This is a genomic window from Streptacidiphilus jiangxiensis (assembly GCF_900109465.1).
In the GTDB taxonomy this organism is placed as follows: domain Bacteria; phylum Actinomycetota; class Actinomycetes; order Streptomycetales; family Streptomycetaceae; genus Streptacidiphilus; species Streptacidiphilus jiangxiensis.
Window position 1 is genome coordinate 269,092 of the sequence record NZ_FOAZ01000008.1, and the last position, 21,641, is coordinate 290,732.

Here is a 21,641-nt window from a genome sequence, read left to right on the forward strand (position 1 = left end):
GGTCCAAGAGGTGAAGCAGCGTGCGCGGCTCAGCTCAGGACCGGCTGTCCTGGCTGCACTTGGATCTGCCGTCGGGCAGCTTCGACATGTCGTACGGGTCGATCGGGCTGCCGCTCGGGGCGGGGCCGGCCGCCGCGGTGCTGGAGGGGTCCGCGGTCTGGAAGTACGGGATCAGGTATCCCTGGGTGAACCCGCAGAGCTGGTCACCGGTGAACCCGTCGATGTTCTCGATCCAGACCGTGCCGGACGGCCCGGTCTGGAAGCGGTACGGGTCGTAGAAGCGGAAGGTCAGGATCCTGCGGGCGATCGTCCGCTCCACCTCGGTCCCGCCGACCGGGTGCGAGGCGTAGACGAAGGCGAAGTCGGTGCGGACGCGGAGGCCGTTGTCGCCGTCACCGGAGAGCGAGACCGTGCCCTGGACGCGCACGTCGTCGAGCGGGACGGCGGCCTTCGGGTCGAAGCGGCTCACGATCATGATCCCGTCCGCGCCGGGAGCGGGGTGGTCGACGAGCTTGTGCGCCCACGAGGGGTTGGCGACCAGATCCAGGGCGGGCTGCGGGTAGCCGCCGGCCAGCGTCTTCGGGTCCAGGAACGCGGCCACCAGGTAGTCCTTGACCAGCTGCTCGTCCTTGGCCACCGTGCTCGTCGAGAAGATGCCGACCGGCTTCGCCGCCGGCAGGGCGATGCCGGCCGCGCCGGAGGGCCATTTGTCGGCCGGCGAGCCGACGAAGGGGTGCCGCAGGTCCGGGGTCTGGTCCGCGTAGGGAGTGGGCGGCGCCGCCGTCGGGCTGGCGGTGAGCGGGGGAGCGACGCTCGGCTGCGCCGCCGCCGTGCCCGGCGCCTTGTCGTAGAGCCAGTCGTGCACCTTGGCGGCGTTCAGCCCGACCGCGATCAGGCCCGCCGCGAGCAGCACGAACAGTGGCGCCTGCCACCGCACCTTGCGGCGGCGCTTGATCGGGACGACCGGAGCCCGCCAGGCGGTGTCCTGCGGTGGCTGCTTCTTCCACCGCGAGGCAAGCATGCGGGAGCGGGCGGACGCCTCCTTGTGCTCGGCGGAGCTGACGAAGTCCTCGTCGAGCACAAGGTTCTCGAACGGGTCTTCGGGCTGGTCGTCGATCTTCGGCACCGCGCCAGTATGGCCAGTGCGAAACCTCTGCCCCGGAGGGATCGGTTAGGAATTCGGCAAGAGCGAGCGCGTCGTGCGCCCTTCTGTGCCGGTCGCCCCTAATGTCCCGCCGGCCGGTCCCGTCGGTTCAGCTCCCCGCGCGCTTGCGGGCGCCCGCGACGCTGCTGACCACGCCGACCACCGCGTACAGCAGGGCGGCGTGCCACAGGCCCGTCCAAATGCTCGCGAACAGGCCACTGGAGCTCAGGAAGTACTGCGTCAGCGTGTTCGTCACCGCCAGCGCGGCCGCGGGCGCGCCCGCCGCCTGCCACGGGTGCTCCTGCGCCCAGCGGCGCACGCGGTGGTCCCCGCCCTTCCGCTGGGCGGCCGCGCCGGCGCCGCCGACCAGGAAGAAGAGGAAGAGGCCGATACTGGCCGGGCCCGCCAGGATGCCCAGCGACCAGTGCAGGGTGATCAGGTCGATGCCGACGGCTGCCCCGGCACCCACCAGACCGACGACACCCGCTGTACGCCACGGCCCACGTGAGGCCGAGGCCACGGCCAGCGTGCCGGATTCGCGCGGGCTGATCTCACTACGACTCATGCTTCCACGGTGCTCCTGACCGGCGGCAGAAGCCATAGGGGACGTCCCTGAGTTTGCCCCTAGTCCACCCCATGGCCGGGCCTCGTCCGCGCGGAGGATCAGCCCCTTCCACGCGGTCGCCGCCTAAGCTGACGCCATGCTGACCCGTCGCCTCCTGCTCGCCGCCGCCGACAGTCCGCAGGCCCGACGGGCGGTGCTGGCCGCGCCCGGAGGGCGGGCCGTGGTGGCCCGCTTCGTGGCGGGCGAGACCAGGGCCGACGCGGTGGTGACCACCGACAGCCTGGTCGCCCGCGGCCTCGCGGTCACCCTGGACCACCTCGGCGAGGACACCCTCGACGAGGCTGCGGCCACGACCGTCGCCGACGAGTACCTCGGACTCCTCGGAGCGCTGGAACGGGCCGGCCTCGCCGGGCGCGCGGAGGTCTCGGTCAAGCTGTCCGCGCTCGGCTCCGGCCTCGGCGCCGACGGCCCAGCCCTGGCCCGCACCCACCTGCGCGCCGTCTGCGCCGCCGCCGACGCGGCCGGCACCAGTGTCACCGTCGACATGGAGGACCACGCCGCCACCGAGGCCACCCTCGCCGCCGTCGCCGAACTGCGCGCCGACCACCCCACCCTCGGGGTCGTGCTCCAGGCCTACCTGCGCCGCACCGAGTCCGACTGCCGGGAACTGCTCGGCAGCGGCTCCCGGGTCCGCCTGGTCAAGGGCGCCTACGCGGAGCCGGACGACGTCGCCTTCCGCGACCGCGCCGAGGTCGACCGCTGCTACGTGCGCTGCCTGCGGCTGCTGATGGAGGGTCAGGGCTATCCGATGGTCGCCACCCACGACCCGCGCCTGATCGAGATCGCCGGCGTCCTCGCGGTCCGCGCCGGGCGCCCGCAGGACAGCTACGAGTTCCAGATGCTCTACGGCGTCCGCGCCGACGAGCAGCGCCGCCTGGCGGACGCGGGCGAGACGGTGCGCGTCTACGTTCCCTACGGCACCGACTGGTACGCCTACTTCATGCGCCGCCTCGCCGAACGCCCCGCCAACCTGGGCTTCTTCGCCCGCGCGCTCGTCGGTCACTGACCTGCCCGCGTTTCGGACGCTCCCGCGCCCGGCGCGCGCCCGGTGCGACACTGGCCCCATGACGCAACGAGTCGCCGTCCTCGGTACCGGAAAGATCGGCGAGGCCCTGGTCTCCGGCCTGCTGCGCGCGGGCAAGTCCCCGGCCGACGTGCTGGTCACCGCCCGCCGCCCCGAGCGGGCGCAGGAGCTGCGCGAGCGCCACGGCGTCGAGGCCGTGACCAACGAGGAGGCGGCCAAGGCCGCCGACACGTTGATCCTCACCGTGAAGCCGCAGGACATGGGCACGCTGCTGGACGAGCTCGCGCCCGCGATCCCGGCCGACCGCCTGGTGATCTCCGGCGCGGCCGGCGTCCCCACCTCCTGGTTCGAGGAGCGCCTCGCGCCCGGCACGCCCGTGGTCCGCGTCATGACCAACACGCCCGTCCTCGTCGACGAGGCCATGAGCGTCATCTCGGCCGGCTCCCACGCCACCGAGGAGCACCTGCTCCGCACCGAGGAGATCTTCCGCCAGGTCGGCAAGACGCTGCGGGTCCCGGAGTCCCAGCAGGACGCGGCCACCGCGCTCTCCGGCTCGGGCCCCGCCTACTTCTTCTACCTCGTCGAGGCGATGACCGACGCCGGCATCCTGCTCGGCCTGCCGCGCGCGGTCGCCCACGACCTCATCGTCCAGGCCGCCGTCGGCGCCTCGGTGATGCTGCGCGACTCCGGCGAGCACCCGGTCAAGCTCCGCGAGGCGGTCACCTCCCCGGCCGGCACGACGATCTCCGCGATCCGCGAGCTGGAGAACCACGGCGTCCGCGCGGCCCTGCTGAGCGCGCTGGAGGCGGCGCGCAACCGCTCCCAGGAGCTGGCCTCCGGCGGCAAGTAGGGTGGACCGGGTGCTGCGATACGACCTGGTGATCTTCGACAACGACGGCGTGCTCGTCGACAGCGAGCCGCTGTCCAACCGCCTGCTGGCCGACTACCTGACCGAGCTCGGTTACCCGACCACCATCGAGGACTCCTACCGGGACTTCATGGGCGCGGCGGCCCACACCGTCCACGACGTCATCGCCGAGCGGTACGACGGCGCGCGGCTGCCGTCGACCTTCGACGAGGACTTCCACGGCCTGGTCTTCGCCTCGTTCCGCGAGCAGTTGACGCCCGTCGCCGGTGCGGCGGAGCTGCTGGCCTTCGTGCAGGAACGTTTGCCCTACTGCGTCGCCTCCTCCGCGCACCACGAGTGGATCCGCACCGCCCACGAGGTGACCGGGCTCAGCCCGTTCTTCCGCGACGACCAGCTCTTCAGCGCCCAGGACGTGGGCCGCGGCAAGCCCGCGCCCGACCTGTTCCTGCACGCGGCGGCGAAGATGGGCGTGGCGCCCGAGCGCTGCGTCGTCATCGAGGACAGCCCCTTGGGCGTCGCCGCCGCGCGGGCGGCGGGCATGGACGTCTACGGCTACGCCGCGCTGACGCCGCGCGAGCGGCTGGCGGGGGCGACGGGGATCATCGACGACCTGGGCCGGATCCGGGCCCTGCTGTAGCGGCAACCGGCAGGGGCGCGAGGCGCCCCTAAAGGTCCGCGACGGTGACGCGCCTGCCTCGGTGCAGGTCGCCCCGGGTCTCGGTGAGGCGGAAGGGGAGCCCGAGCCCGACGCTGCTCTCCGCGCGCAGCCGCAGGGACGGTTCCGGCCCGGCCGCGCTGTTGCCCACCGAGCCGATCGGGGTGCCGACCGCGACGTGCTGGCCGCGTCGGACCAGGACGGAGTCCTCGCGCAGGCCGCTGAGGACGACGACGCCGCGGTCGGTGCCGATACGGACGTGGTTGCCGTCCGGGTGGTTCGCCGAGGCGGCGAGCGGGGGGTGGTCGGGCAGGCCGTCCACCGCGGCCAGGATCACGCCGTCGACCGGACTGACGACGGGGTGGCCGAAGACGGCGTAGCGCTCGTTCGTCGCCGGGGCCAGCCCGAGCGCGCGGCGGCCGCGCCACTGGGGGCCCTCACCGAGCTGGACCAGGTCGACCGCGTAGCGGGCGCTGCGGTCGCCGCCGGGGGAGAGGGAGGCGTCGGCGTGCCGGTTGACCGCGGGGCCGCCGGCCTCGCTGCAGACGAAGGTGCCGCCGCGCAGCGGCGAGCGCAGCTGGAGCGGGTGCGCGGTCGGCGCGCCGGGGACCGGACGGGACCGCTGCCAGGTCCACGCCGCCAGGCCCGCCACGCCGACGAACAGGCCCAGTTCGGGCAGGCCCGGCAGGCCCCAGCCGAGGCCGGAGCCCAGCACGTGGCCGAAGGCCAGCACCGCGACGACGGCCGGGGCCACCGGCAGCGAACGGAACCACGGCGGCAGCGCCCACGTCGGCGCGGTCCGCAGCACGTACCAGGCGAAGGCGGGCGTCTGGGCCAGGATCAGCAGCCAGCCCGTGGCGCTGCCGGTCAGCCAAGGGAACGTCAGCTCCGCCGCCGTCGCCGCCGCGTAGGCGAGCACGAGGCGCTGGAGCCGCACCACCGCGGCCGGCTTCGGTCCGGAGGCGACGGCGGGCGCGACGACGGCCGTCGGCACGGAGACGGGCGCAGCGACCGGCACGGCGACCGGCGGGGCCACCGGCGGGGCGACCGGCACGGGCTGCGGCCGGGGTTCCGGCTGGGGCTTCGGCTGGGGCTTCGGCGCCAGGTCGAGCGTCGGGGCCTCGCTGCGCGGCACGGGGACGGTCGTCCGCGCGGCAGAGCGGGCCGTCAGCGCGCCGGGGCCGGTGACGAAGGAGGCCAGGCGGCCGGCCTCGTCCAGGCGGGCCCAGACCAGCTCCGCGCCGGCCGCGAAGACCAGCAGGTGCAGGTCCTTCTGCCGCCGCACCTGACGGAGCTCGCCGTGGCGCTCGCGCAGCACGTCCACCGACTCCTGCAGCCGGTGCACCGGCACGCGTTCCAGCAGCCGCTCGCTGATCAGCGTCGGGGCCACCTCCGCCGCGCCGAACAGCGCCAGCAGTGCCTGCGCGACCGGGTCCGCCGCCCCCTGGGCGCGGCCGGGCGAACGGAGACGGAGACGCGTAGCCATACCCATGCACCCAACCGTAGGGTTTCCGGACCGTTCTGCCCCGGAACGACGTGGTTCGGCACGGGTTGCCTTTCGAGTGGCCTTCGGATCGGTTCCAAAAGGTGAGCAATCCTCGGACGGGGGTTCCGCTGCCGCCCGTGAGTCCGTACGCTCGCGCCAACCTGTTCGGATACCGGCCGGTAGGAAACCATGACGCCCAGCGAGATCACCCCCAGACTGCGGCAAGCGCGCAGCGCCCTGCTGTTCAGCTATGTCGCCCAGGGCGCGGTCTTCGCGCTGCTGGTGACCCGCATTCCGGGCATCCAGACGCAGTACAAGATCAGCGACGGCATGCTGCCGATCTTCCTGGCGGCCGTGCCGATCCTGGCGGGTGTCGGCTCCATCTCCATGGAGCACGTGGTCAAGAAGACCTCGCCGCGTGCCGTGCTGCGGGTCGTCCAGCCGCTGGTCTGCCTCACCCTGCTCGGGGTCGGTCTCGGCGACCAGATGTGGGAGGCGGCCGTCGCGCTCGCCGCCTTCGGCCTCGCCGTCGGCGGTCTGGACGCCAGCCAGGCCATGTCCGCGGTCGCCCTGCAGCACCGCTACGGGCGCGAGCGCAGCATCATGCAGGCGTTCTACGCCGCGTTCAGCCTCGGCGGCATCATCGGCGCCTCGCTGGCCTGGACCCAGGTCCACTTCAAGCTGAGCCTGCTCACCATGTTCGGCAGCGTCGGCGTCGTCGTGGCGCTCTCCGTGCTGGTGGCAGGCCGTTGGTACGCGGGCCCGGAGGAGCTCGGCCGGGCCGTCGAGGAGGCCACCGAGGCCGCCAACCGCTCCATCCCGTGGAAGCCGCTGCTGCCGCTCTGCCTCGCCATGTGCGTCGCCTACATCGGCGACGCCACCGTCTCCAACTGGGCCGCGAAGTACCTGCAGGAAGGCCTGCACAGCTCCGACCAGATGACCACCGTCCCGTACAACGCGTACATGGTCGTCATGCTCGTCGGCCGCCTGCTCGGCGACTCCCGCGTGCAGAGCTGGGGCAGCGTCCGCACCGTCCGTCTCGGCGCCGCGGTCTGCGCGCTCGGCTTCCTGCTGGTCGCCGTCTCGCCCGGCGCCTGGATCGCGGTGGCCGCGTTCGCCGTCGTCGGCCTCGGCATCTCCGTGATCGTCCCACAGGTCTTCGCCGCCGGCGGCCGCCTGTTCCCGAAGGACTCCGACGCCGCGGTGGCCCGCCTCAACATCTTCAACTACGTCGGCTTCCTCGTCGGCGCCCCGCTGGTCGGCGGGCTGGCCGGGGCCATGGGCTACCGGATCGCCATGCTGGTGCCGATGGTCCTGATCCTCGCCGTCTTCGCCGTCAGCAAGGCGTTCGGGCCGAGCGCGGTGCAGCAGCCGGCGGCCGATACCGTGGCGGTATGACCGTCACGCGGCTGTTCTGGGACGACGCCCTCACGACGTACGACTTCGGGCCGGGCCATCCGATGGACCCGGTCCGGCTCCGGCTCACCATGGACCTGGTCCGGGCGTTCGGTCTCGACGCCCGCCCCGGGGTGCGGGTGCTGGCGGCGCCGGCCGCCGGGGAGTCGACGCTGGGCCTGGTGCACGAGCCCGGCTACATCGCGGCGGTCGAGGCGGTCGCCGCGACGGGCATCCCCAACCCGGCCCGGGGCCTCGGCACCGAGGACAACCCCGCGTTCGCGGCCATCCACGCCGCCTCCGCGCTGATCGCCGGCCAGTCCGTGGCCGGCGCCGAGGCCGTCTGGGCCGAGGGCGGGCACGCGGTCAACTTCGCCGGCGGCCTCCACCACGCGATGCCCGGCCAGGCCTCCGGGTTCTGCGTCTACAACGACGCCGCCCTCGCCATCGCCCGCCTGCTCGAGCTCGGCGCCGAGCGCGTCGTCTACGTCGACGTCGACGTCCACCACGGCGACGGCGTCGAGAAGGTCTTCTGGAACGACCCCCGCGTCCTCACCATCTCGCTCCACGAGCACCCGCGCACGCTCTTCCCGCAGACCGGCTGGCCCGAGGAGACCGGCGGCGCGGCCGGCTACGCGGTCAACGTCGCGCTCCCCGCCGGGACGGGCGACGCGGGCTGGCTGCGGGCCTTCCATGCGATCGTCCCGCAGCTGGTGGCGGAGTTCCGCCCCCAGGTGATCGTCTCCCAGCACGGCGCCGACACCCACATCGAGGACCCGCTCGCGCACCTCGCCATCAGTCTCGACGCGCAACGCGCCGTCATGGCCTCGATCCGCGAGCTGGCGGCGGAGCACGCGGACGACCGCTGGCTCGCCCTCGGCGGAGGCGGCTACGCGGTGGTGGACGTGGTGCCCCGCTCCTGGACCCACCTGGTCGCCCTCTCGGCCGGGCAGCCGATCGCGCCGGAGACCGAGACGCCGGAGTCCTGGCGCGCGGAGGTCCGGGCGCTGACCCGCGCCACCGCCCCACAGCGGATGACGGACGGCTTCGCCGCGACCTGGAAGGACTTCGACGCCGGCTACGACCCGGCGGACCGCGTCGACCAGGCGATCCTCGCCACCCGTAAGGCGGTCTTCCCGCACCACGGCCTGTTGCTGTGACCTATGGGCATGGCCCTGAGCAGAGACCGACTGATCTCCCATCTCCTGACCACCCGCCTCGCCGGTGACGTCGCCACCTCCCGCGAGTGGAACCTGCGCAACTACGCCCGGTTCGCGCGGCGGGACCCGGATGTGCTGTTCGGCCTGGATCCCCTCGGGGCCTGGACCGAGGCCGAGCTGCTGGCCCTGATGGCCCGCCGCTGCGGCGTGAGTCCGGACCGGTACCACCGGCAGGGGCAGGACACCATCGACCCCGAGCTCACCGCCGACGCGCTGGAACGCCTCGCCGAGGTCCTGGGCGAGACCGCGGCAGCCAAGGGCGGCGTCCTGCTCGGCACGGGCCACCCGTCCCGCCTGCTGCGGATGTACGACGCCTTCGGGCGTGCACTGCGCGCGGCCGGGTGCGCCATGCGTACGCCCGCGCGTGGGGCGCGCTTCACGATGCACACGCCGGAGGGTCCGCGCCGTCGTGGCCTTGACTACCGCAGGCACGTCGGCGTGCTCGTGGTGTATGAAGGGCCCGCGTCAAACAACCAGAACGAAGCCCGCCGTTCCACCGGCGAACCCACGCACACGCACTCCCCGCAGCCCGTCCGGATCGCCCTCGCCGCCCTGGCCGAGAGCGGCGAAACCCCGCCTGACCTGGTCATCGGCGACCACGGATGGATCTGTGGGGCCGGTCGTCTCGGCGTGCCCGCGGCCGGCTTCGCCGACAGCAACGACCCGGCCGTCTTCGTCGCGGAGGAGGAGGGGCAGGTCGCGGTGTCCGTGCCGATCGACGACGGACTGCGTCCGGACTGCTACAGACTGCCGACTGCCTACGTACTGCAACTGGCTGGTCTGTCTCAGTAATCCCGGGGTGCTTCTCCCCCTTCCCACCCGTACCACCCGCAACTACTCTGGGGATACGCGTGTGCTGGCTTAAGTCACCGGAGGGGAAGCCGGTGCCCGTCACACGGAGAAGGTGCGGTGTTGTCATGGCGTCTGGAGAGCGGCCTCTGAACGAGGTCAACTTCCTCACCGTGGCGGAAGTCGCCTCGGTGATGCGAGTGTCGAAGATGACCGTGTACCGCCTGGTGCACAGCAGCGAGTTGCCCGCCATCCGGGTCGGGCGGTCGTTCCGGGTACCCGAACAGGCGGTGCACGACTACCTCCGCGACTCCTACGTGGGACGGGAGACCGCGTAGGAACCGACAGCACGACCCCGCGAGAAGTTCGGCCCGGCGCCCGCTCCACGTGGCGGCTGTCGGGCCGAATTACGTTTCGCGGGGAGATTTCGGTAGTCTGTTGGCCTCCATCAATCGTTTGGACCCGGTTGCCCGCACTCGCGGGTTAGTCCAGTGAGTGAGGTTCCCATGGGTTCCGTCATCAAGAAGCGCCGCAAGCGTATGGCCAAGAAGAAGCACCGCAAGCTTCTCAAGCGCACGCGCGTCCAGCGTCGCAACAAGAAGTAACACCACTCGGCCACGCCGAAGGTGTCCAGCCGCCCGCACCGACAGTACTGTCTGGTGCGGGCGGCTTTTCCATGTCGGTCGTGAGGGATCTGTCGTGAGGGGCTGAGGCGCCGTGGGGAACGTCGTACTGGTCACCGGGGTGGGCCGACACCTGGGCAGTCGCTTCGCTCAGGTCATCAGAGACCAGCCCGGCGTCGACCTCGTCGTGGGCGTCGACGTGCAGCCGCCCTCCCGTCCGATCGGGGGCGCCGCGCCCTACACCTTCGTCGGCGCCGACATCCGCCGGCCCGTCGTGGCCCGGGTGATAGCCGACCACGGCGTGACCACCGTGGTGCACCTCAACGTCAGCACCACCACCCTGGGCTCCACCAGCCGCGGCGCGGTCAAGGAGACCAACGTCATCGGCACCATGCAGCTGCTCGCGGCCGTGCAGAAGGCACCCAGCGTCAGGCGGCTCGTGGTGAAGTCCACGACCAGCGTCTACGGCTCCGCGCCGCGCGACCCGGCCGTCTTCCAGGAGCGGATGCAGCCCAAGGTGCTGCCGACGGGCGGCTTCGCCAAGGACGCCGTCGAGGTCGAGGGCTACGTCCGCGGCTTCTCCCGACGTCGGCCCGACGTCGCCGTCGGCGTGCTGCGCTTCGCCAACATCCTCGGCCCCGACGCGGACACGCCCCTCAACGAGTACTTCGCACTGCCGGTGCTGCCCACCGTCCTCGGCTTCGACCCCCGGCTGCAGTTCGTCCACGAGGACGACGCCGTGGAGACGCTGCGGCTGGCCGCGCTCGACCCGCGGCGCGGCACCACCAACAGCGGCACCTTCAACGTGGCCGGGGACGGCGTCATGCTGCTCTCCCAGGCCGCGCGACGGCTCGGCAAGCCGACGGTGCCGATGCTGCTCCAGGCGGTCAGCTTCATGGCGGGCCTGGCCCGCCGCACCGGCGTGCTGGACTTCTCCCCGGAGCAGCTGCGCCTGCTGACGCACGGACGGGTCGTCGACACCACGCAGCTGCGGGAGACCTTCGGTTACACCCCCGCCTACACCACCGAGCAGGCGCTCGCCTGCCTCGCCGCGGCACAGGGCCCCGGTCTGCTGCCGCCCGCGCGGGTGGCCGCGTGGACCGACCGGGTCGCCCGGACGCTGCAGGTGACGCCAGAGACGATCGAGAGGACGCAGGGATGAGCTCGGCCCGGGAGCAGGCTTGGCGCGAGGAGCGCGAGGCCAAGGTCATCCCCATCACCAAGCACCGCGGCGCGACCGTGCCGCACCCCGCCGAAGCGCCCGAGGGGTCCGAAGCGCCCGAGGGGTCCGCGGGGCCCGCCACCCCCCACGCCGCCGAGGCGGTCGCGCAGGCCGTCGGGAACGCGCTGTCCGGGCCGCTCGGCGGGATCGCCGGCCGACTGCTCGGCAACGGCTGGGAGCAGCGCGCCGCCAACGGTCTCGCCTTCCTGCGGCGGCGCCTCACCGGCGACTACGAGATCGACGAGTTCGGCTTCGACCAGGAGCTGACCGAGCAGGTCTTCCTCTCCCTGATGCGCCCGATCGCGGACAGGTACTTCCGGGTCGAGGTGCGCGGCGCGGAACACCTGCCGGCCGAGGGCGGGGCGCTGGTGGTCGCGAACCACTCCGGTGTGCTGCCGCTCGACGCACTGATGACGCAGGTCGCGATCCACGACCACGCCGGTCGGCATCTGCGCATGCTCGCCGCGGACCTGGTCTTCGTGCTCCCCGGCGCGGGCGAGCTGGCCCGCAAGGCCGGGCACACGCTGGCCTGCAACGAGGACGCGCAGCGGCTGCTGGAGAACGGCGAGATCGTCGGCGTCTGGCCGGAGGGGTTCAAGGGCATCGGCAAGCCCTTCGCGGACCGGTACAAGCTCCAGCGCTTCGGTCGAGGCGGCTTCGTCTCCTCCGCGCTGCGGGCCGGGGTGCCGATCGTGCCGTGCTCGATCGTGGGCGCGGAGGAGATCTACCCCATGATCGGCAACGCGAAGACGCTGGCCCGGCTGCTGGGGCTGCCGTACGTGCCGATCACGCCCACGTTCCCCTGGCTAGGCCCGCTGGGTGCGCTGCCGCTGCCGACCAAGTGGGTGATCCAGTTCGGCGAGCCGATCCACACGGACGCCTACCCGCCGGAGGCGGCGGACGACCCGATGCTGATGTTCAACCTGACCGACCAGGTCCGCGAGACCGTCCAGCACACGCTCTACCGGATGCTGGTGCAGCGCCGCTCGGTGTTCTTCTGACATGGGTGAGGGGTGCGGGGCGGACCCCGCACCCCTCAAGAAGCTAGCTGCCCGAGACCCCGATCCCGATACCCGGCAGCAAGCCCCCGACCAAAGGGGGGATCGTCAGGCCGGTGCCTCCCGAGCCGGACGGCGACGCGCTCGGTGCGGTGGACGGGGCCGAGGACGGCGTGGAGCCACCGAGCAGGCCGCCGACGCTGCCGAGGCCGCTGCCGCCGACGAGGCTGCCCGTGCCGGAGGTGGTCTGCCCGGACGGGGCGGACGACGGCGAGGCGCCGCTCGGCATGGCGCCCGTGCCCGACGTGGTCGGTCCGGAGGGCGCGTTCACGTTCCCCGAGGCGGACGGGGAGGCGGAGCCGCCACCGCCGTCCGGCGAGGTGGCCGACGCGCCGCCCGACTGGGCGGGCAGCAGCGGGGTGACCTCCTGCCTTATCCCGGAGAGCAGGCCGCGCACCTGCGTGGCCACCGGGTCGAGCTGGTCCGGCAGTTGCGGCTCGATCCGGTCCAGCGCCTGGCTCTGCACGGCGGCGAAGCCGGCCAACTGCCGGAGCGGGGCCAGCGAGTGGCTGCGCAGGTAGATCGCGTTGAGGAGGTCGCGGCCGCGCTTGCCCTCGGCGTCCATGTCGGACAGGGCACGGTCGAGGTCCGCGATCGTCTGCGGGCTGAGCCCGTGGGAGGCCCCGGCTCCGCCGCGGTTCATCAGCTGCTGGGCCTCGCCCATGCGGGTGGAGGCCTCGTCGAGCAGCAGCCTGCCGCGCTCCTCGTCCGTCCCGGCGAGGTTGAACCGCCACTCCTCCAGGCCGCGCTTCATCCCGTAGAGGGAGTCCCCGGGCAGGGAGTTCGTGGCGGCGGCGGCGACGCCGCCGAGCGTGCCCAGCGCCATCATCGAGGCCAGACCGCCCACGGCGAGCCGGCGGCCCCAGCGGGTGGACGGCCACAGCGCCGCGGGGCGTACCGCGCGGTGGGAGCCGCGGCGGGAGCGCTGGGCGGGCACCGCGGCGGCGCCACCGCCGCCGGCGAAGGCGCGCTCGAACTCGGCGACCAGCAGCGCGCGTTGTGTGAGCCGTACCTGCGGGTCCAGGCTCGGCCCGGACACGGTGGCCAGGGTGGTCACCATGGCGAGCATATGGTCGTACTGTCCCTCGCCGGGCTCTTCGTCGAACCGGGCCTCCCGGGCATCCACGGCGTCGGCGAAGGCTCTCGCCCGACGGAACTCCAGCACGTTCGCTGTCATGGGCAGCACCTCCTCTCGACGTTATCGACTGTTCGGCCGATCGGCAGGTTGCACCGTCGCGCCACGATCCACCCGAAAGGGTGAAGCAGTTCCCGGAATTGGGCCTTGCATCCTGCGCAACGATTGTGAGAGGGGAGGGTTACGCACTCGGCCGTACCCGACCGTCTACCGCGCATCGCTGGGCAGCAGCCGGGCGAGGGTTCGGACGGCGCGGTACTGCAGGGTCTTGATCGCGCCCTCGTTCTTGCCCATGATCCGGGCCGTCTCCGCGACCGAAAGCCCTTGCAGGAAGCGGAGTGTGACGCACTCCTGCTGCTGCGGGTTGAGCCGCCGTACGGCCTCCAGCAGGGCCGCGTTGGAGAGCGACTCCAGCACGGAGTCCTCCGGGCTCGGCTCGACCTGGTTGGAGTCCAGCATCTCGCCGGTGGTGACCTCCAGCCGGAAGCGGCTGGACTTGAAGTGGTCGGCCACCAGGTTCCGCGCGATGGTCACGAGCCAGGCGCCGAAGTCGCGGCCCTGCCAGGTGAAGGTGCCGATGCGGCGCAGCGCGCGCAGGAAGGTCTCGCTGGTCAGGTCCTCGGCCGTGGCCCGGCCGCCGACCCGGTAGTAGATGTAGCGGTAGACCGTGTCGGCGTAGTGGTCGTACAGCTGGCCGAAGGCCTCGCCGTCGCCGTCCTGGGCCCGTTCGACCAGGGCCATGATCGGGTTGCCCGCCGGGCTCTCCCAGCCGGAGCCCGCCCCGCTGCTCGTCCCGGCGCTCGTCCCGGTGGTGCCGCCCGTGCGCGCGCCCGCGGCCGCCGTGGTCCTGGTGCGCAGCACGACGGGCGTCGGCAGCGGCGCGAGAGGCGCGACGACCGGGCCGCCCGCGACCGCGAGGAGGGGGGCCGGGAGCAGCTGCTCCTGGCGCACCAGGCTGCGCAGCAGGGCCAGGCCGGCGTCGTTCCGGACGTGTGGGTACACGGGACTCCCAGAGGCAGGACTGTGACGTGCAGGGTGGGGACCGCTGCACGAGGATAACGCTTCGTGCAACAACAGCTACACCCTGTTGCCAAATTCACCGCTTCAGTCACATCCGTTACCCCTCAGTGGCAGAATGTGACCGACTATGCCCCGGTCAGTTGGCGTCCGGTTGGTCGGAGTTGACGCGTGCCGGGCCGGGGCTGACCGGATCACGGGGCGTTCCCGGGCGCGCGGCAAGAGAATCCCGCGCAACTGCGCGAGCAGCGACCGGTCAGAACCGGTCAGTTGGCATGCAGGGCGCTCACCGCGCCGAAAGCGCGGTGCGACGCCCGGCCCGGTGGTTCGGTTCGGCGTCGCCCGGCGCTCGGTTCAGCGGTGCCGGTTGCGGTAGAGGGCGACGGCCGCGGCCGTGCCGCCCGCCGCCGCACCGAGGCCGGCCGCGGCCGGGATGCCGACCCGGGCCGCCTTGCGGCCGGTGCGGAAGTCGCGCACCCGCCAGCCGTTGCGCCGGGCGTGGCGCCGCAGTTCGGCGTCCGGGTTGATCACGTACGGGTAACCGACGAGGGAGAGCATCGGGATGTCGTTGGCCGAGTCGCTGTAGGCCGCGCAGCGGGCCAGGTCCAGCTCCTCGCGGGCGGCCAGCGCCTTGACCGCCTCGGCCTTCGCGGGGCCGTGCAGCGGCTCGCCGACCAGGCGGCCCGTGTAGACGCCGTCGATGGTCTCCGCGACGGTACCGAGCGCACCGGTCATGCCGAGCCTGGCCGCGATGACCCGGGCCGCCTCCTGCGGTGCCGCGGTCACCAGCCAGACCCGCTGGCCCGCCTCCAGGTGCATCTGCACCAGTGCGCGCGTGCCCGGCCAGATCTTCTCGGCCATGAACTCGTCGAAGACGTCCTCGCAGATCGCCTCCAGGTCCGCCGCGCGGTGGCCCTGCACGATGGACAGGGCGCTCTCCTTGGCGTCCGCCATGTGCCCGGCGTTCTCCGCGCCGTGCAGCCGGAAGTAGGCCTGCTGCCAGGCGAAGCGGGCCAGTTCGCGGCTGGAGAAGAACTTGCGTTTGTACAGGCCCCGGCCCAGGTAGAAGATGGCCGCGCCCTGCATGATCGTGTTGTCGCAGTCGAAGAACGCGCCCGCGGCGGGGTCGACCGACAGCTCGCCGCCGGGTCGGTCCTGCTCCGCGGCTGCCTCCGCGGACGCTTCGCCCGCGAGTCGCGTGGTGTTCCGCTGCCTGGCCATGCCGCGAGCATAGCCAGATACCGGCCGGAAACCTGTATCCGCAGCGTGGAGGAGCAGTTAACTCTGTGCGCCCCGTGAGGTCCAGAATGGCTGCATGGCTCCTCTTCTTCCGCGTCGTAGTACCAAGCAGCCCGCCGACCATGTCGTGACGCTGATCGGCAAGCCCGACTGCCACCTGTGCGAGGACGCCCGCGCGGTGGTCCTGCGGCTCTCCGAGGAGCTGGGCTTCGCCGTCGAGGAGCTGAACATCAACGAGGACAAGGAGCTGTTCCGCACGTACTGGGAGCAGATCCCGGTCACGTTGATCGACGGCAGGCAGCACGACTTCTGGAAGGTCGACCCCGCGCGCCTGCGAAAGGCACTGGGCGCATAACGATTGGGACCACAGCCGATCACAGCCGGAAGATATGTCCGGTTCACCCCGTTGTAATGGGTTAGCCATGCGCCGTTAGTGCGCTTACCATCGAGGGGTTTTGTGCCGTGGGGGGACGATCCGGAAGGAGCCTCCCGTGCAGCCCCCGACCACGACGCCACCCCCTCGCGGGTTCGCGGTCGTGGACGTGGAGGCGAGTGGGCGCAGCCCCTGGCGGCACCGTGTGGTGGAGGTCGGCGTCGTGCTCCTCGACTACCCGCTGCTGCGCGTCGAGGCCGAGTTCAGCACCCTGATCGACCCGGGCGGCCCGGTCGGCCCGACCGCCGTGCATCGCATCGCCCAGGAGCAGGTGGTGGGCGCCCCCGACTTCCGCGAGATCGCCCCGCACCTGTCCGACCTGCTGCGCGGCCGGATCCTGGTCGGCCATCATGTCCGCTGCGACCTGGGCTTCCTGGTACGGGAGTTCGCGCGGATCGGGGTGGCCGTGCCGGAGATGCCCACGCTGTGCACGATGGCGCTCACCGAGCGTGTCCTCGGTGAGCAGCTCCCCGGCCGCTCCCTCGGCGCCTGCACCGCCGCCTTCGGGCTGCCCGACTTCCCCGCGCACACCGCCCTCGGTGACGCCCGCGCGACCGCGCGCCTGCTGCGCTGCTGTCTCGGCACCCCGGCCGGCGGGGTCGAACCGGTGCGGGCGATGGTGGAGGGGGCCCAGCGCACGGCGTGGCCCAAGCTGCGCCGCCGGGCGGACGTGGTGCGCACGCAGAATCGTTCCGCTGTCGTCGCGCCCGGTGCGTACGGCGTACCGTGCGCCGTACCGTACGGCGTTCCGGCCCAGGGTCCGGCGGCTCGGGGGGAATGGGCGTGATGCGTGTCACTCCTGCCGGACAAAACGGACACCATCTTTGTGCACGCGTTCACAAAGACATAGCCTGGCGTTCGCAGCCCAGCTTCACCCTCAGGAGCACCGTGGCAACTGGCCGATCCACTCAGAACAACCCCAACGCTGCCGCGTCCAACCGCCGCAGCCGGGGTCGGGGCATCCCCGATGCGACGGTCGCCCGGCTGCCGCTGTACCTCCGCGCGCTCACCGCCCTGTCCGAGCGCTCGGTCCCCACCGTCTCCTCCGAGGAGCTGGCCGCCGCGGCCGGCGTCAACTCCGCGAAGCTGCGCAAGGACTTCTCCTACCTCGGCTCCTACGGCACCCGGGGCGTCGGCTACGACGTCGAGTACCTCGTCTACCAGATCTCCCGCGAGCTGGGCCTGACCCAGGACTGGCCCGTGGTCATCGTCGGCATCGGAAACCTCGGCCACGCCCTCGCCAACTACGGCGGGTTCGCCTCCCGCGGCTTCCGCGTCGCCGCCCTGCTCGACGCCGACGCCGCGCTCAGCGGCCAGCTCGTCGCGGGCCTCCCGGTGCGCCACACCGACGAGATGGAGGAGATCGTCCGCTCCGAGCGGGTCTCCATCGGCGTCATCACCACCCCGCCCGGCGCCGCCCAGCAGGTCTGCGACCGCCTGGTCGCGGCCGGTGTCACCAGCATCCTCAACTTCGCGCCGACCGTGCTGAACGTGCCCGACGGCGTCGACGTGCGCAAGGTCGACCTCTCCATCGAACTGCAGATCCTCGCCTTCCACGAGCAGCGCAAGGCCGGCGACGACCTGGACGACGCCGACCAAGAGGTCCCTGCCACCCCGTCCGCCGCAGTAGTCTCCGAGGGCACCGAACTCGAGGAGGCGGCGGGATGAGTCTGCTGGTCGTGGGACTGAGCCACCGCAGCGCACCGGTCGGCCTGCTGGAGCGGGCCGCGCTGACGGGACACCAGCCGTCCCGGCTGCTGCACGCCGCCGCCGCGGCGACGCCGGTGGCCGAGGCGGCCCTGCTGAACACCTGCAACCGCATCGAGCTCTACGCCGACGTGGACAAGTTCCACGCGGGCGTCGCCGAGCTGTCCACGCTCCTCGCCGAGCACTCCGGCGTCGCCCTGGACGAGCTCACCGCGCACCTCTACGTGCACTACGAGGACCGCGCCGTGCACCACCTCTTCTCGGTGGCCTGCGGCCTGGACTCGATGGTCGTCGGCGAGGGCCAGATCCTCGGCCAGCTGCGCGACGCGCTGCACCTGGCCCAGGACCAGCACACCGCCGCCCGTGGCCTCAACGAGCTGTTCCAGCAGGCCCTGCGGGTCGGCAAGCGGGCCCACAGCGAGACCGCGATCGACAAGGCCGGCCAGACCCTGGTCACCTTCGGCCTGGAGCAGATCGCCGCCGTCGCCGGGCCCGTCGCGGAACGCAGAGCCCTGGTCGTCGGCGCCGGCTCGATGAGCTCGCTCGCCGCCGCCACCCTTGCCCGCGAGGGCGTGGCCGAACTGGTCATCGCCAACCGCACGCAGAAGAAGGCGGAGCGCCTCGCCGAACAGCTCGGCGGTCGGGCCGTCCCCTTCGACGAGGTCGGCGCGGCGCTCGCCGAGGCCGACGTCGTCATCTCCTGTACCGGGGCGGCCGGGATCGTGCTGACCGCAGAGGACCTCGCCCTGGCCGCCGACAAGCGCAGCGCCTTCGCCGGCCCGCTGTCCGTGCTCGACCTGGCCATGCCCCGCGACGTCGACCCGGCCGCGCACGCCCTGCCCGGTGTCCACCTGGTCGACCTGGAGACCCTCGCCACCGCCGCCCAGCACGCCGACTCCGGCGCCCTCGACGTCGACGCGGTCCGCCGTATCGTCGCCGACGAGGTCGACGCCTTCGGCGCCGCCCAGCGCGCGGCCGCGATCACGCCGACCGTCGTCGCCCTGCGCGCCATGGCCACCGAGCTGGTCAACACCGAGCTGGAGCGCCTCGACGGACGCCTCCCCGGCCTGGACACGCGCACCCGCGCGGAGATCCAGCAGACCGTCCGCCGCGTCGTGGACAAGCTGCTCCACCAGCCGACCGTCCGCGTCAAGCAGCTGGCCGGGGAACCCGGCGGCGCCTCCTACGCCGAGGCGCTGCGCGAACTGTTCGACCTCGATCCCATGGCCGTTGAGGCCGTCAGCACTACCAGGATGATCTCATGACGGGTCAGACGGGCACGGGTGTGCCCCCATCCTCCGGAAGCCTCCCCACCGAAGAGCTCCCCCCGTTGCGGCTCGGCACCAGGCGCAGCGCGCTGGCGATGGCCCAGTCCGGCATGGTCGCCGAGGCCGTCGCCGCGGCGACCGGCCGCCGCGTCGAGCTGGTCGAGATCACCACCTACGGCGACACCTCCCGCGAGGCCCTCGCCCAGATCGGCGGCACCGGCGTCTTCGTCTCCGCGTTGCGCGACGCGCTGCTCGCCGGGACCATCGACCTCGCCGTGCACTCTCTCAAGGACCTGCCCACCGCCGCGCCCGAGGGCCTCGTCCTCGCCGCGGTCCCGCTGCGTGAGGACCCGCGCGACGCGCTCGTCGCGCGCGACGGGCTGACCCTGGCCGAGCTGCTGGAGAAGGGCGACCCGCTCCACCCGGCCCGCATAGGCACGGGCTCCCCGCGCCGGATGGCACAGCTCCACGCCTGGGCGTCCGCCTCGGGCCTGGCCGTCGAGACCGTCGCGATCCGCGGCAACGTCGACACCCGGATCGGCTACGTCCGCTCCGGCGAGCTCGACGGCGTGATCCTCGCCGCCGCCGGCCTGAACCGGCTCGGCCGCCTCGCCGAGGCGACCGAGGTCATCGACACCGACGTGATGCTGCCCGCCCCCGGCCAGGGCGCCCTCGCCATCGAGTGCTCCGCGGCCAACCCCGAGCTGGCGGCCGCCCTGGCCGTCCTCGACGACGCGCCCACCCGGGCCGCCGTCACCGCCGAGCGCGCGCTGCTGGCCGCGCTGGAGGCCGGCTGCTCCGCGCCGGTCGGCGCGCTAGCCACCACCCAGGCCGACGAACTCGCCCTGCGGGCCGTCGTCGGCACCGTCGACGGTGCCACCGTCGTGCAGATGTCCACCACCGGCGACGACGCCCCCGACGAGCTGGGACGCGGCCTCGCCGCACGCCTGCTCGCCGCCGGCGCGGCCGGCCTCATGGGGGAGCGAGCCAAGTGAGCCCCACCGCCAGTCCCGACACCCCGCGCCGTCCCGTCGGCCAGGTCACCTTCCTGGGTGCCGGCCCCGGTGACCCCGGCCTGTTGACGCTGCGCGCGGTGGAGGTGCTCGCCTCGGCCGACGTGCTGGTGGCCGACCCGCTCACCGCCGCGGCCGTGCGCGCCCACTGCCCCGCGCAGGTCGAGGTGCACCAGGCCGCCGACGCCTCCGACGCCTTCGTCCTCGACGAGGGCGGCGTGCTGGGCGGCGACGGCGGCGCCGCGGTCTCCCGCTTCTTCGGCGCCGTCCGCGGTGGCAAGCACGTCGTCCGCACCGTCGACGGCGACCCGGGCCTCGACGGCCGGGCCGCCGAGGAGATGCTGGCCTGCGCCCAGGCGCACGTCCCCTTCCAGGTCGTGCCCGGCGTCGCCCAGTCCGTCGGTGTCCCCGCCTACGCCGGTGTGCCGCTGCGCGCGGGCGCGCAGGGCGCGGACGTCCGCTTCGTCGACTGCGGCGGCCTGCTGGCGGAGTCGGTCTGGGCCGACCTCGGCGCCTGCGAGTCGACGCTCGTCGTCCGCACGGTCCTCGGCTCCGTCCCGGCCTCCGCCGCCGCGCTGGTCACCCACGGCCGCAAGCCCGAGACGCCCGTCTCGATCACGCTGGAGGGCACCACGACCCGCCAGCGCACCTGGTGCGGCACGCTCGGCACGATCGCGGCCGAGCTGAAGGCGGCCAAGGTGCTGCCGTCGCCGGTCTCGGCCCCGGTGGACCCGGCGAGCAACGTGATAGTCGTCGTCGGCGAGCAGGTCGAGCGCCGCGCGGAGCTGTCCTGGTTCGAGACGAAGCCGCTGTTCGGCTGGAACATCCTCGTCCCGCGGACGAAGGACCAGGCCGGCGCGCTCAGCGACCAGCTGCGCGGCTACGGCGCCGTCCCGAGCGAGGTGCCGACCATCGCGGTCGAGCCGCCGCGCACCCCGCAGCAGATGGAACGCGCCATCAAGGGCCTGGTGACCGGCCGTTACGAGTGGATCGCGTTCACCTCGGTCAACGCGGTCAAGGCCGTGCGCGAGAAGTTCGAGGAGTACGGGCTCGACGCCCGGGCCTTCGCCGGCATCAAGGTCGCGGCGGTCGGCGAGACCACCGCGCAGGCCCTGGTCGACTTCGGCGTGAAGCCGGACCTGGTGCCGAGCGGCGAGCAGAGCGCGGCCGGCCTGCTGGACGACTGGCCGCCGTACGACCCGGTCTTCGACCCGATCGACCGGGTGCTGCTGCCGCGCGCGGACATCGCCACGGAGACGCTGGTCGCCGGCCTGGTCGAGCTCGGCTGGGAGGTCGACGACGTCACGGCCTACCGCACCGTCCGCGCGGCGCCGCCGCCGGCGGAGACCCGCGAGGCGATCAAGGGCGGCGGCTTCGACGCGGTGATCTTCACCTCGTCCTCGACCGTCCGCAACCTGGTCGGCATCGCGGGCAAGCCGCACAACGTGACCGTGATCGCCTGCATCGGCCCCGCGACGGCCAAGACCGCCGAGGAGCACGGGCTCCGCGTGGACGTTCTCGCCCCGGCCCCCTCGGTCCACGCGCTGGCGGAGGCCCTGGCCGAGTTCGGCGGCGCGCGCCGCGACGCGGCGCTGGAGGCGGGCGAGCCGGTCTACCGGCCCTCCGAGCGGCGGCCCGGGTCGCGTCGGAAGGCGCGTTAGCCTTTGGGCTGAGGGAAGTTGCACTGTTCAGGGGCGCGGGGAGCTGCGCGAGCGACCGT

At 72.9% G+C, this 21,641-nt stretch carries 22 protein-coding genes; 16 read left to right on the forward strand and 6 right to left on the reverse strand.

What is annotated here, in order from left to right:
• Nucleotides 1-34: 34 nt before the first annotated feature.
• Nucleotides 35-1,126 carry an SCO2583/SCO2584 N-terminal domain-containing protein gene (locus BMY61_RS17790; RefSeq protein ID WP_042452080.1) on the reverse strand — a complete coding sequence of 364 codons (1,092 nt, stop codon included), beginning with the start codon at nucleotides 1,124-1,126 and terminating at the stop codon, nucleotides 35-37.
• A 127-nt stretch (nucleotides 1,127-1,253) separates the two neighbouring features.
• Entirely contained in the window at nucleotides 1,254-1,709 is a 456-nt protein-coding gene (locus BMY61_RS17795; protein ID WP_042452079.1) for a hypothetical protein, read from the reverse strand.
• 136 nt (nucleotides 1,710-1,845) lie between these two features.
• Between BMY61_RS17795 and BMY61_RS17800 the strand changes: the two genes are divergently transcribed.
• The 3 genes from BMY61_RS17800 to BMY61_RS17810 are packed head-to-tail and all read left to right on the forward strand — an operon-like array spanning nucleotide 1,846 to nucleotide 4,298.
• Nucleotides 1,846-2,775 (forward strand): proline dehydrogenase family protein, encoded by a 930-nt coding sequence (locus BMY61_RS17800; RefSeq protein ID WP_425314694.1) that lies wholly within the window; start codon nucleotides 1,846-1,848, stop codon nucleotides 2,773-2,775.
• Between the two features lie 58 nt (nucleotides 2,776-2,833).
• Nucleotides 2,834-3,643 (forward strand): pyrroline-5-carboxylate reductase, encoded by an 810-nt coding sequence (gene proC, locus BMY61_RS17805; protein ID WP_042452077.1) that lies wholly within the window; start codon nucleotides 2,834-2,836, stop codon nucleotides 3,641-3,643.
• 13 nt (nucleotides 3,644-3,656) lie between these two features.
• Nucleotides 3,657-4,298: an HAD family hydrolase gene (locus BMY61_RS17810; RefSeq protein WP_042452280.1), complete on the forward strand. Its 642-nt coding sequence runs from the start codon at nucleotides 3,657-3,659 to the stop codon at nucleotides 4,296-4,298.
• A gap of 28 nt (nucleotides 4,299-4,326) precedes the next feature.
• On the opposite strand, the gene BMY61_RS45035 is transcribed toward BMY61_RS17810, so the two are convergent.
• A complete protein-coding gene (locus BMY61_RS45035; RefSeq protein WP_052438992.1) occupies nucleotides 4,327-5,802 on the reverse strand; it encodes a M23 family metallopeptidase in 1,476 nt (491 codons plus the stop codon).
• A gap of 189 nt (nucleotides 5,803-5,991) precedes the next feature.
• Here BMY61_RS45035 and BMY61_RS17820 point away from each other — a divergent pair, with 189 nt between their 5' ends.
• The 7 genes from BMY61_RS17820 to BMY61_RS17850 all read left to right on the forward strand — a co-directional run bounded on the left by BMY61_RS17820 (nucleotide 5,992) and on the right by BMY61_RS17850 (nucleotide 12,052).
• Nucleotides 5,992-7,200 (forward strand): MFS transporter, encoded by a 1,209-nt coding sequence (locus BMY61_RS17820; RefSeq protein WP_042452074.1) that lies wholly within the window; start codon nucleotides 5,992-5,994, stop codon nucleotides 7,198-7,200.
• Complete coding sequence (locus BMY61_RS17825; protein WP_042452072.1) at nucleotides 7,197-8,357, forward strand: acetoin utilization protein AcuC; 1,161 nt, start codon at nucleotides 7,197-7,199, stop codon at nucleotides 8,355-8,357. Before BMY61_RS17820 ends, BMY61_RS17825 begins: the two co-directional genes overlap by 4 nt.
• Before the next feature lie 9 nt (nucleotides 8,358-8,366).
• Nucleotides 8,367-9,209: a phosphatase gene (locus BMY61_RS17830; protein ID WP_042452274.1), complete on the forward strand. Its 843-nt coding sequence runs from the start codon at nucleotides 8,367-8,369 to the stop codon at nucleotides 9,207-9,209.
• Between the two features lie 125 nt (nucleotides 9,210-9,334).
• Nucleotides 9,335-9,544 (forward strand): helix-turn-helix domain-containing protein, encoded by a 210-nt coding sequence (locus tag BMY61_RS17835; protein ID WP_037602249.1) that lies wholly within the window; start codon nucleotides 9,335-9,337, stop codon nucleotides 9,542-9,544.
• A gap of 168 nt (nucleotides 9,545-9,712) precedes the next feature.
• Complete coding sequence (locus tag BMY61_RS17840; protein ID WP_003948845.1) at nucleotides 9,713-9,811, forward strand: 30S ribosomal protein bS22; 99 nt, start codon at nucleotides 9,713-9,715, stop codon at nucleotides 9,809-9,811.
• Between the two features lie 112 nt (nucleotides 9,812-9,923).
• Nucleotides 9,924-10,991: an NAD-dependent epimerase/dehydratase family protein gene (locus BMY61_RS17845; protein ID WP_042452070.1), complete on the forward strand. Its 1,068-nt coding sequence runs from the start codon at nucleotides 9,924-9,926 to the stop codon at nucleotides 10,989-10,991.
• On the forward strand, nucleotides 10,988-12,052 hold the full coding sequence (locus BMY61_RS17850; RefSeq protein WP_042452068.1) for a lysophospholipid acyltransferase family protein: 1,065 nt from the start codon (nucleotides 10,988-10,990) through the stop codon (nucleotides 12,050-12,052). The genes BMY61_RS17845 and BMY61_RS17850 overlap by 4 nt, the downstream gene beginning before the upstream one ends.
• A 43-nt stretch (nucleotides 12,053-12,095) precedes the next feature.
• Here BMY61_RS17850 and BMY61_RS17855 read toward each other — a convergent pair whose 3' ends face one another.
• The 3 genes from BMY61_RS17855 to BMY61_RS17865 all read right to left on the reverse strand — a co-directional run bounded on the left by BMY61_RS17855 (nucleotide 12,096) and on the right by BMY61_RS17865 (nucleotide 15,482).
• Complete coding sequence (locus BMY61_RS17855; protein ID WP_042452065.1) at nucleotides 12,096-13,286, reverse strand: DUF5667 domain-containing protein; 1,191 nt, start codon at nucleotides 13,284-13,286, stop codon at nucleotides 12,096-12,098.
• Between the two features lie 165 nt (nucleotides 13,287-13,451).
• Nucleotides 13,452-14,246, reverse strand: a complete 795-nt coding sequence (locus BMY61_RS17860) for an ECF subfamily RNA polymerase sigma factor, BldN family (RefSeq protein WP_042452062.1) — start codon at nucleotides 14,244-14,246, stop codon at nucleotides 13,452-13,454.
• Nucleotides 14,247-14,615: 369 nt separating this feature from the next.
• Nucleotides 14,616-15,482: an HAD family hydrolase gene (locus BMY61_RS17865; protein ID WP_042452060.1), complete on the reverse strand. Its 867-nt coding sequence runs from the start codon at nucleotides 15,480-15,482 to the stop codon at nucleotides 14,616-14,618.
• 94 nt (nucleotides 15,483-15,576) lie between these two features.
• On the opposite strand from BMY61_RS17865, the gene BMY61_RS17870 reads away from it, so the two are divergent.
• From BMY61_RS17870 to BMY61_RS17895, 6 genes are all read left to right on the forward strand, one after another.
• Nucleotides 15,577-15,855, forward strand: coding sequence for a glutaredoxin family protein (locus BMY61_RS17870; protein WP_042452057.1), 279 nt, complete (start codon nucleotides 15,577-15,579; stop codon nucleotides 15,853-15,855).
• 136 nt (nucleotides 15,856-15,991) lie between these two features.
• Nucleotides 15,992-16,720: a 3'-5' exonuclease gene (locus tag BMY61_RS17875; protein ID WP_042452055.1), complete on the forward strand. Its 729-nt coding sequence runs from the start codon at nucleotides 15,992-15,994 to the stop codon at nucleotides 16,718-16,720.
• Between the two features lie 101 nt (nucleotides 16,721-16,821).
• Nucleotides 16,822-17,601 (forward strand): redox-sensing transcriptional repressor Rex, encoded by a 780-nt coding sequence (locus tag BMY61_RS17880; RefSeq protein ID WP_042452052.1) that lies wholly within the window; start codon nucleotides 16,822-16,824, stop codon nucleotides 17,599-17,601.
• On the forward strand, nucleotides 17,598-18,905 hold the full coding sequence (locus BMY61_RS17885) for a glutamyl-tRNA reductase (RefSeq protein WP_042452050.1): 1,308 nt from the start codon (nucleotides 17,598-17,600) through the stop codon (nucleotides 18,903-18,905). The genes BMY61_RS17880 and BMY61_RS17885 overlap by 4 nt, the downstream gene beginning before the upstream one ends.
• Nucleotides 18,902-19,903: a hydroxymethylbilane synthase gene (gene hemC / locus BMY61_RS17890; protein WP_075003954.1), complete on the forward strand. Its 1,002-nt coding sequence runs from the start codon at nucleotides 18,902-18,904 to the stop codon at nucleotides 19,901-19,903. Before BMY61_RS17885 ends, hemC begins: the two co-directional genes overlap by 4 nt.
• Nucleotides 19,900-21,582 carry a bifunctional uroporphyrinogen-III C-methyltransferase/uroporphyrinogen-III synthase gene (locus tag BMY61_RS17895; RefSeq protein ID WP_075003955.1) on the forward strand — a complete coding sequence of 561 codons (1,683 nt, stop codon included), beginning with the start codon at nucleotides 19,900-19,902 and terminating at the stop codon, nucleotides 21,580-21,582. The genes hemC and BMY61_RS17895 overlap by 4 nt, the downstream gene beginning before the upstream one ends.
• Nucleotides 21,583-21,641: the final 59 nt, after the last annotated feature.

Bases quoted from the DNA above. Each gene is read 5' to 3' on its own strand.
- BMY61_RS17795 (WP_042452079.1), bottom strand. From the start codon at position 1,709: ATGAGTCGTAGTGAGATCAGCCCGCGCGAATCCGGCACGCTGGCCGTG.
- BMY61_RS17800 (WP_425314694.1), top strand. From the start codon at position 1,846: ATGCTGACCCGTCGCCTCCTGCTCGCCGCCGCCGACAGTCCGCAGGCC.
- proC (WP_042452077.1), top strand. From the start codon at position 2,834: ATGACGCAACGAGTCGCCGTCCTCGGTACCGGAAAGATCGGCGAGGCC.
- BMY61_RS45035 (WP_052438992.1), bottom strand. From the start codon at position 5,802: ATGGCTACGCGTCTCCGTCTCCGTTCGCCCGGCCGCGCCCAGGGGGCG.
- BMY61_RS17820 (WP_042452074.1), top strand. From the start codon at position 5,992: ATGACGCCCAGCGAGATCACCCCCAGACTGCGGCAAGCGCGCAGCGCC.
- BMY61_RS17825 (WP_042452072.1), top strand. From the start codon at position 7,197: ATGACCGTCACGCGGCTGTTCTGGGACGACGCCCTCACGACGTACGAC.
- BMY61_RS17830 (WP_042452274.1), top strand. From the start codon at position 8,367: ATGGCCCTGAGCAGAGACCGACTGATCTCCCATCTCCTGACCACCCGC.
- BMY61_RS17835 (WP_037602249.1), top strand. From the start codon at position 9,335: ATGGCGTCTGGAGAGCGGCCTCTGAACGAGGTCAACTTCCTCACCGTG.
- BMY61_RS17840 (WP_003948845.1), top strand. From the start codon at position 9,713: ATGGGTTCCGTCATCAAGAAGCGCCGCAAGCGTATGGCCAAGAAGAAG.
- BMY61_RS17850 (WP_042452068.1), top strand. From the start codon at position 10,988: ATGAGCTCGGCCCGGGAGCAGGCTTGGCGCGAGGAGCGCGAGGCCAAG.
- BMY61_RS17855 (WP_042452065.1), bottom strand. From the start codon at position 13,286: ATGACAGCGAACGTGCTGGAGTTCCGTCGGGCGAGAGCCTTCGCCGAC.
- BMY61_RS17865 (WP_042452060.1), bottom strand. From the start codon at position 15,482: ATGGCCAGGCAGCGGAACACCACGCGACTCGCGGGCGAAGCGTCCGCG.
- BMY61_RS17870 (WP_042452057.1), top strand. From the start codon at position 15,577: ATGGCTCCTCTTCTTCCGCGTCGTAGTACCAAGCAGCCCGCCGACCAT.
- BMY61_RS17885 (WP_042452050.1), top strand. From the start codon at position 17,598: ATGAGTCTGCTGGTCGTGGGACTGAGCCACCGCAGCGCACCGGTCGGC.
- hemC (WP_075003954.1), top strand. From the start codon at position 18,902: ATGACGGGTCAGACGGGCACGGGTGTGCCCCCATCCTCCGGAAGCCTC.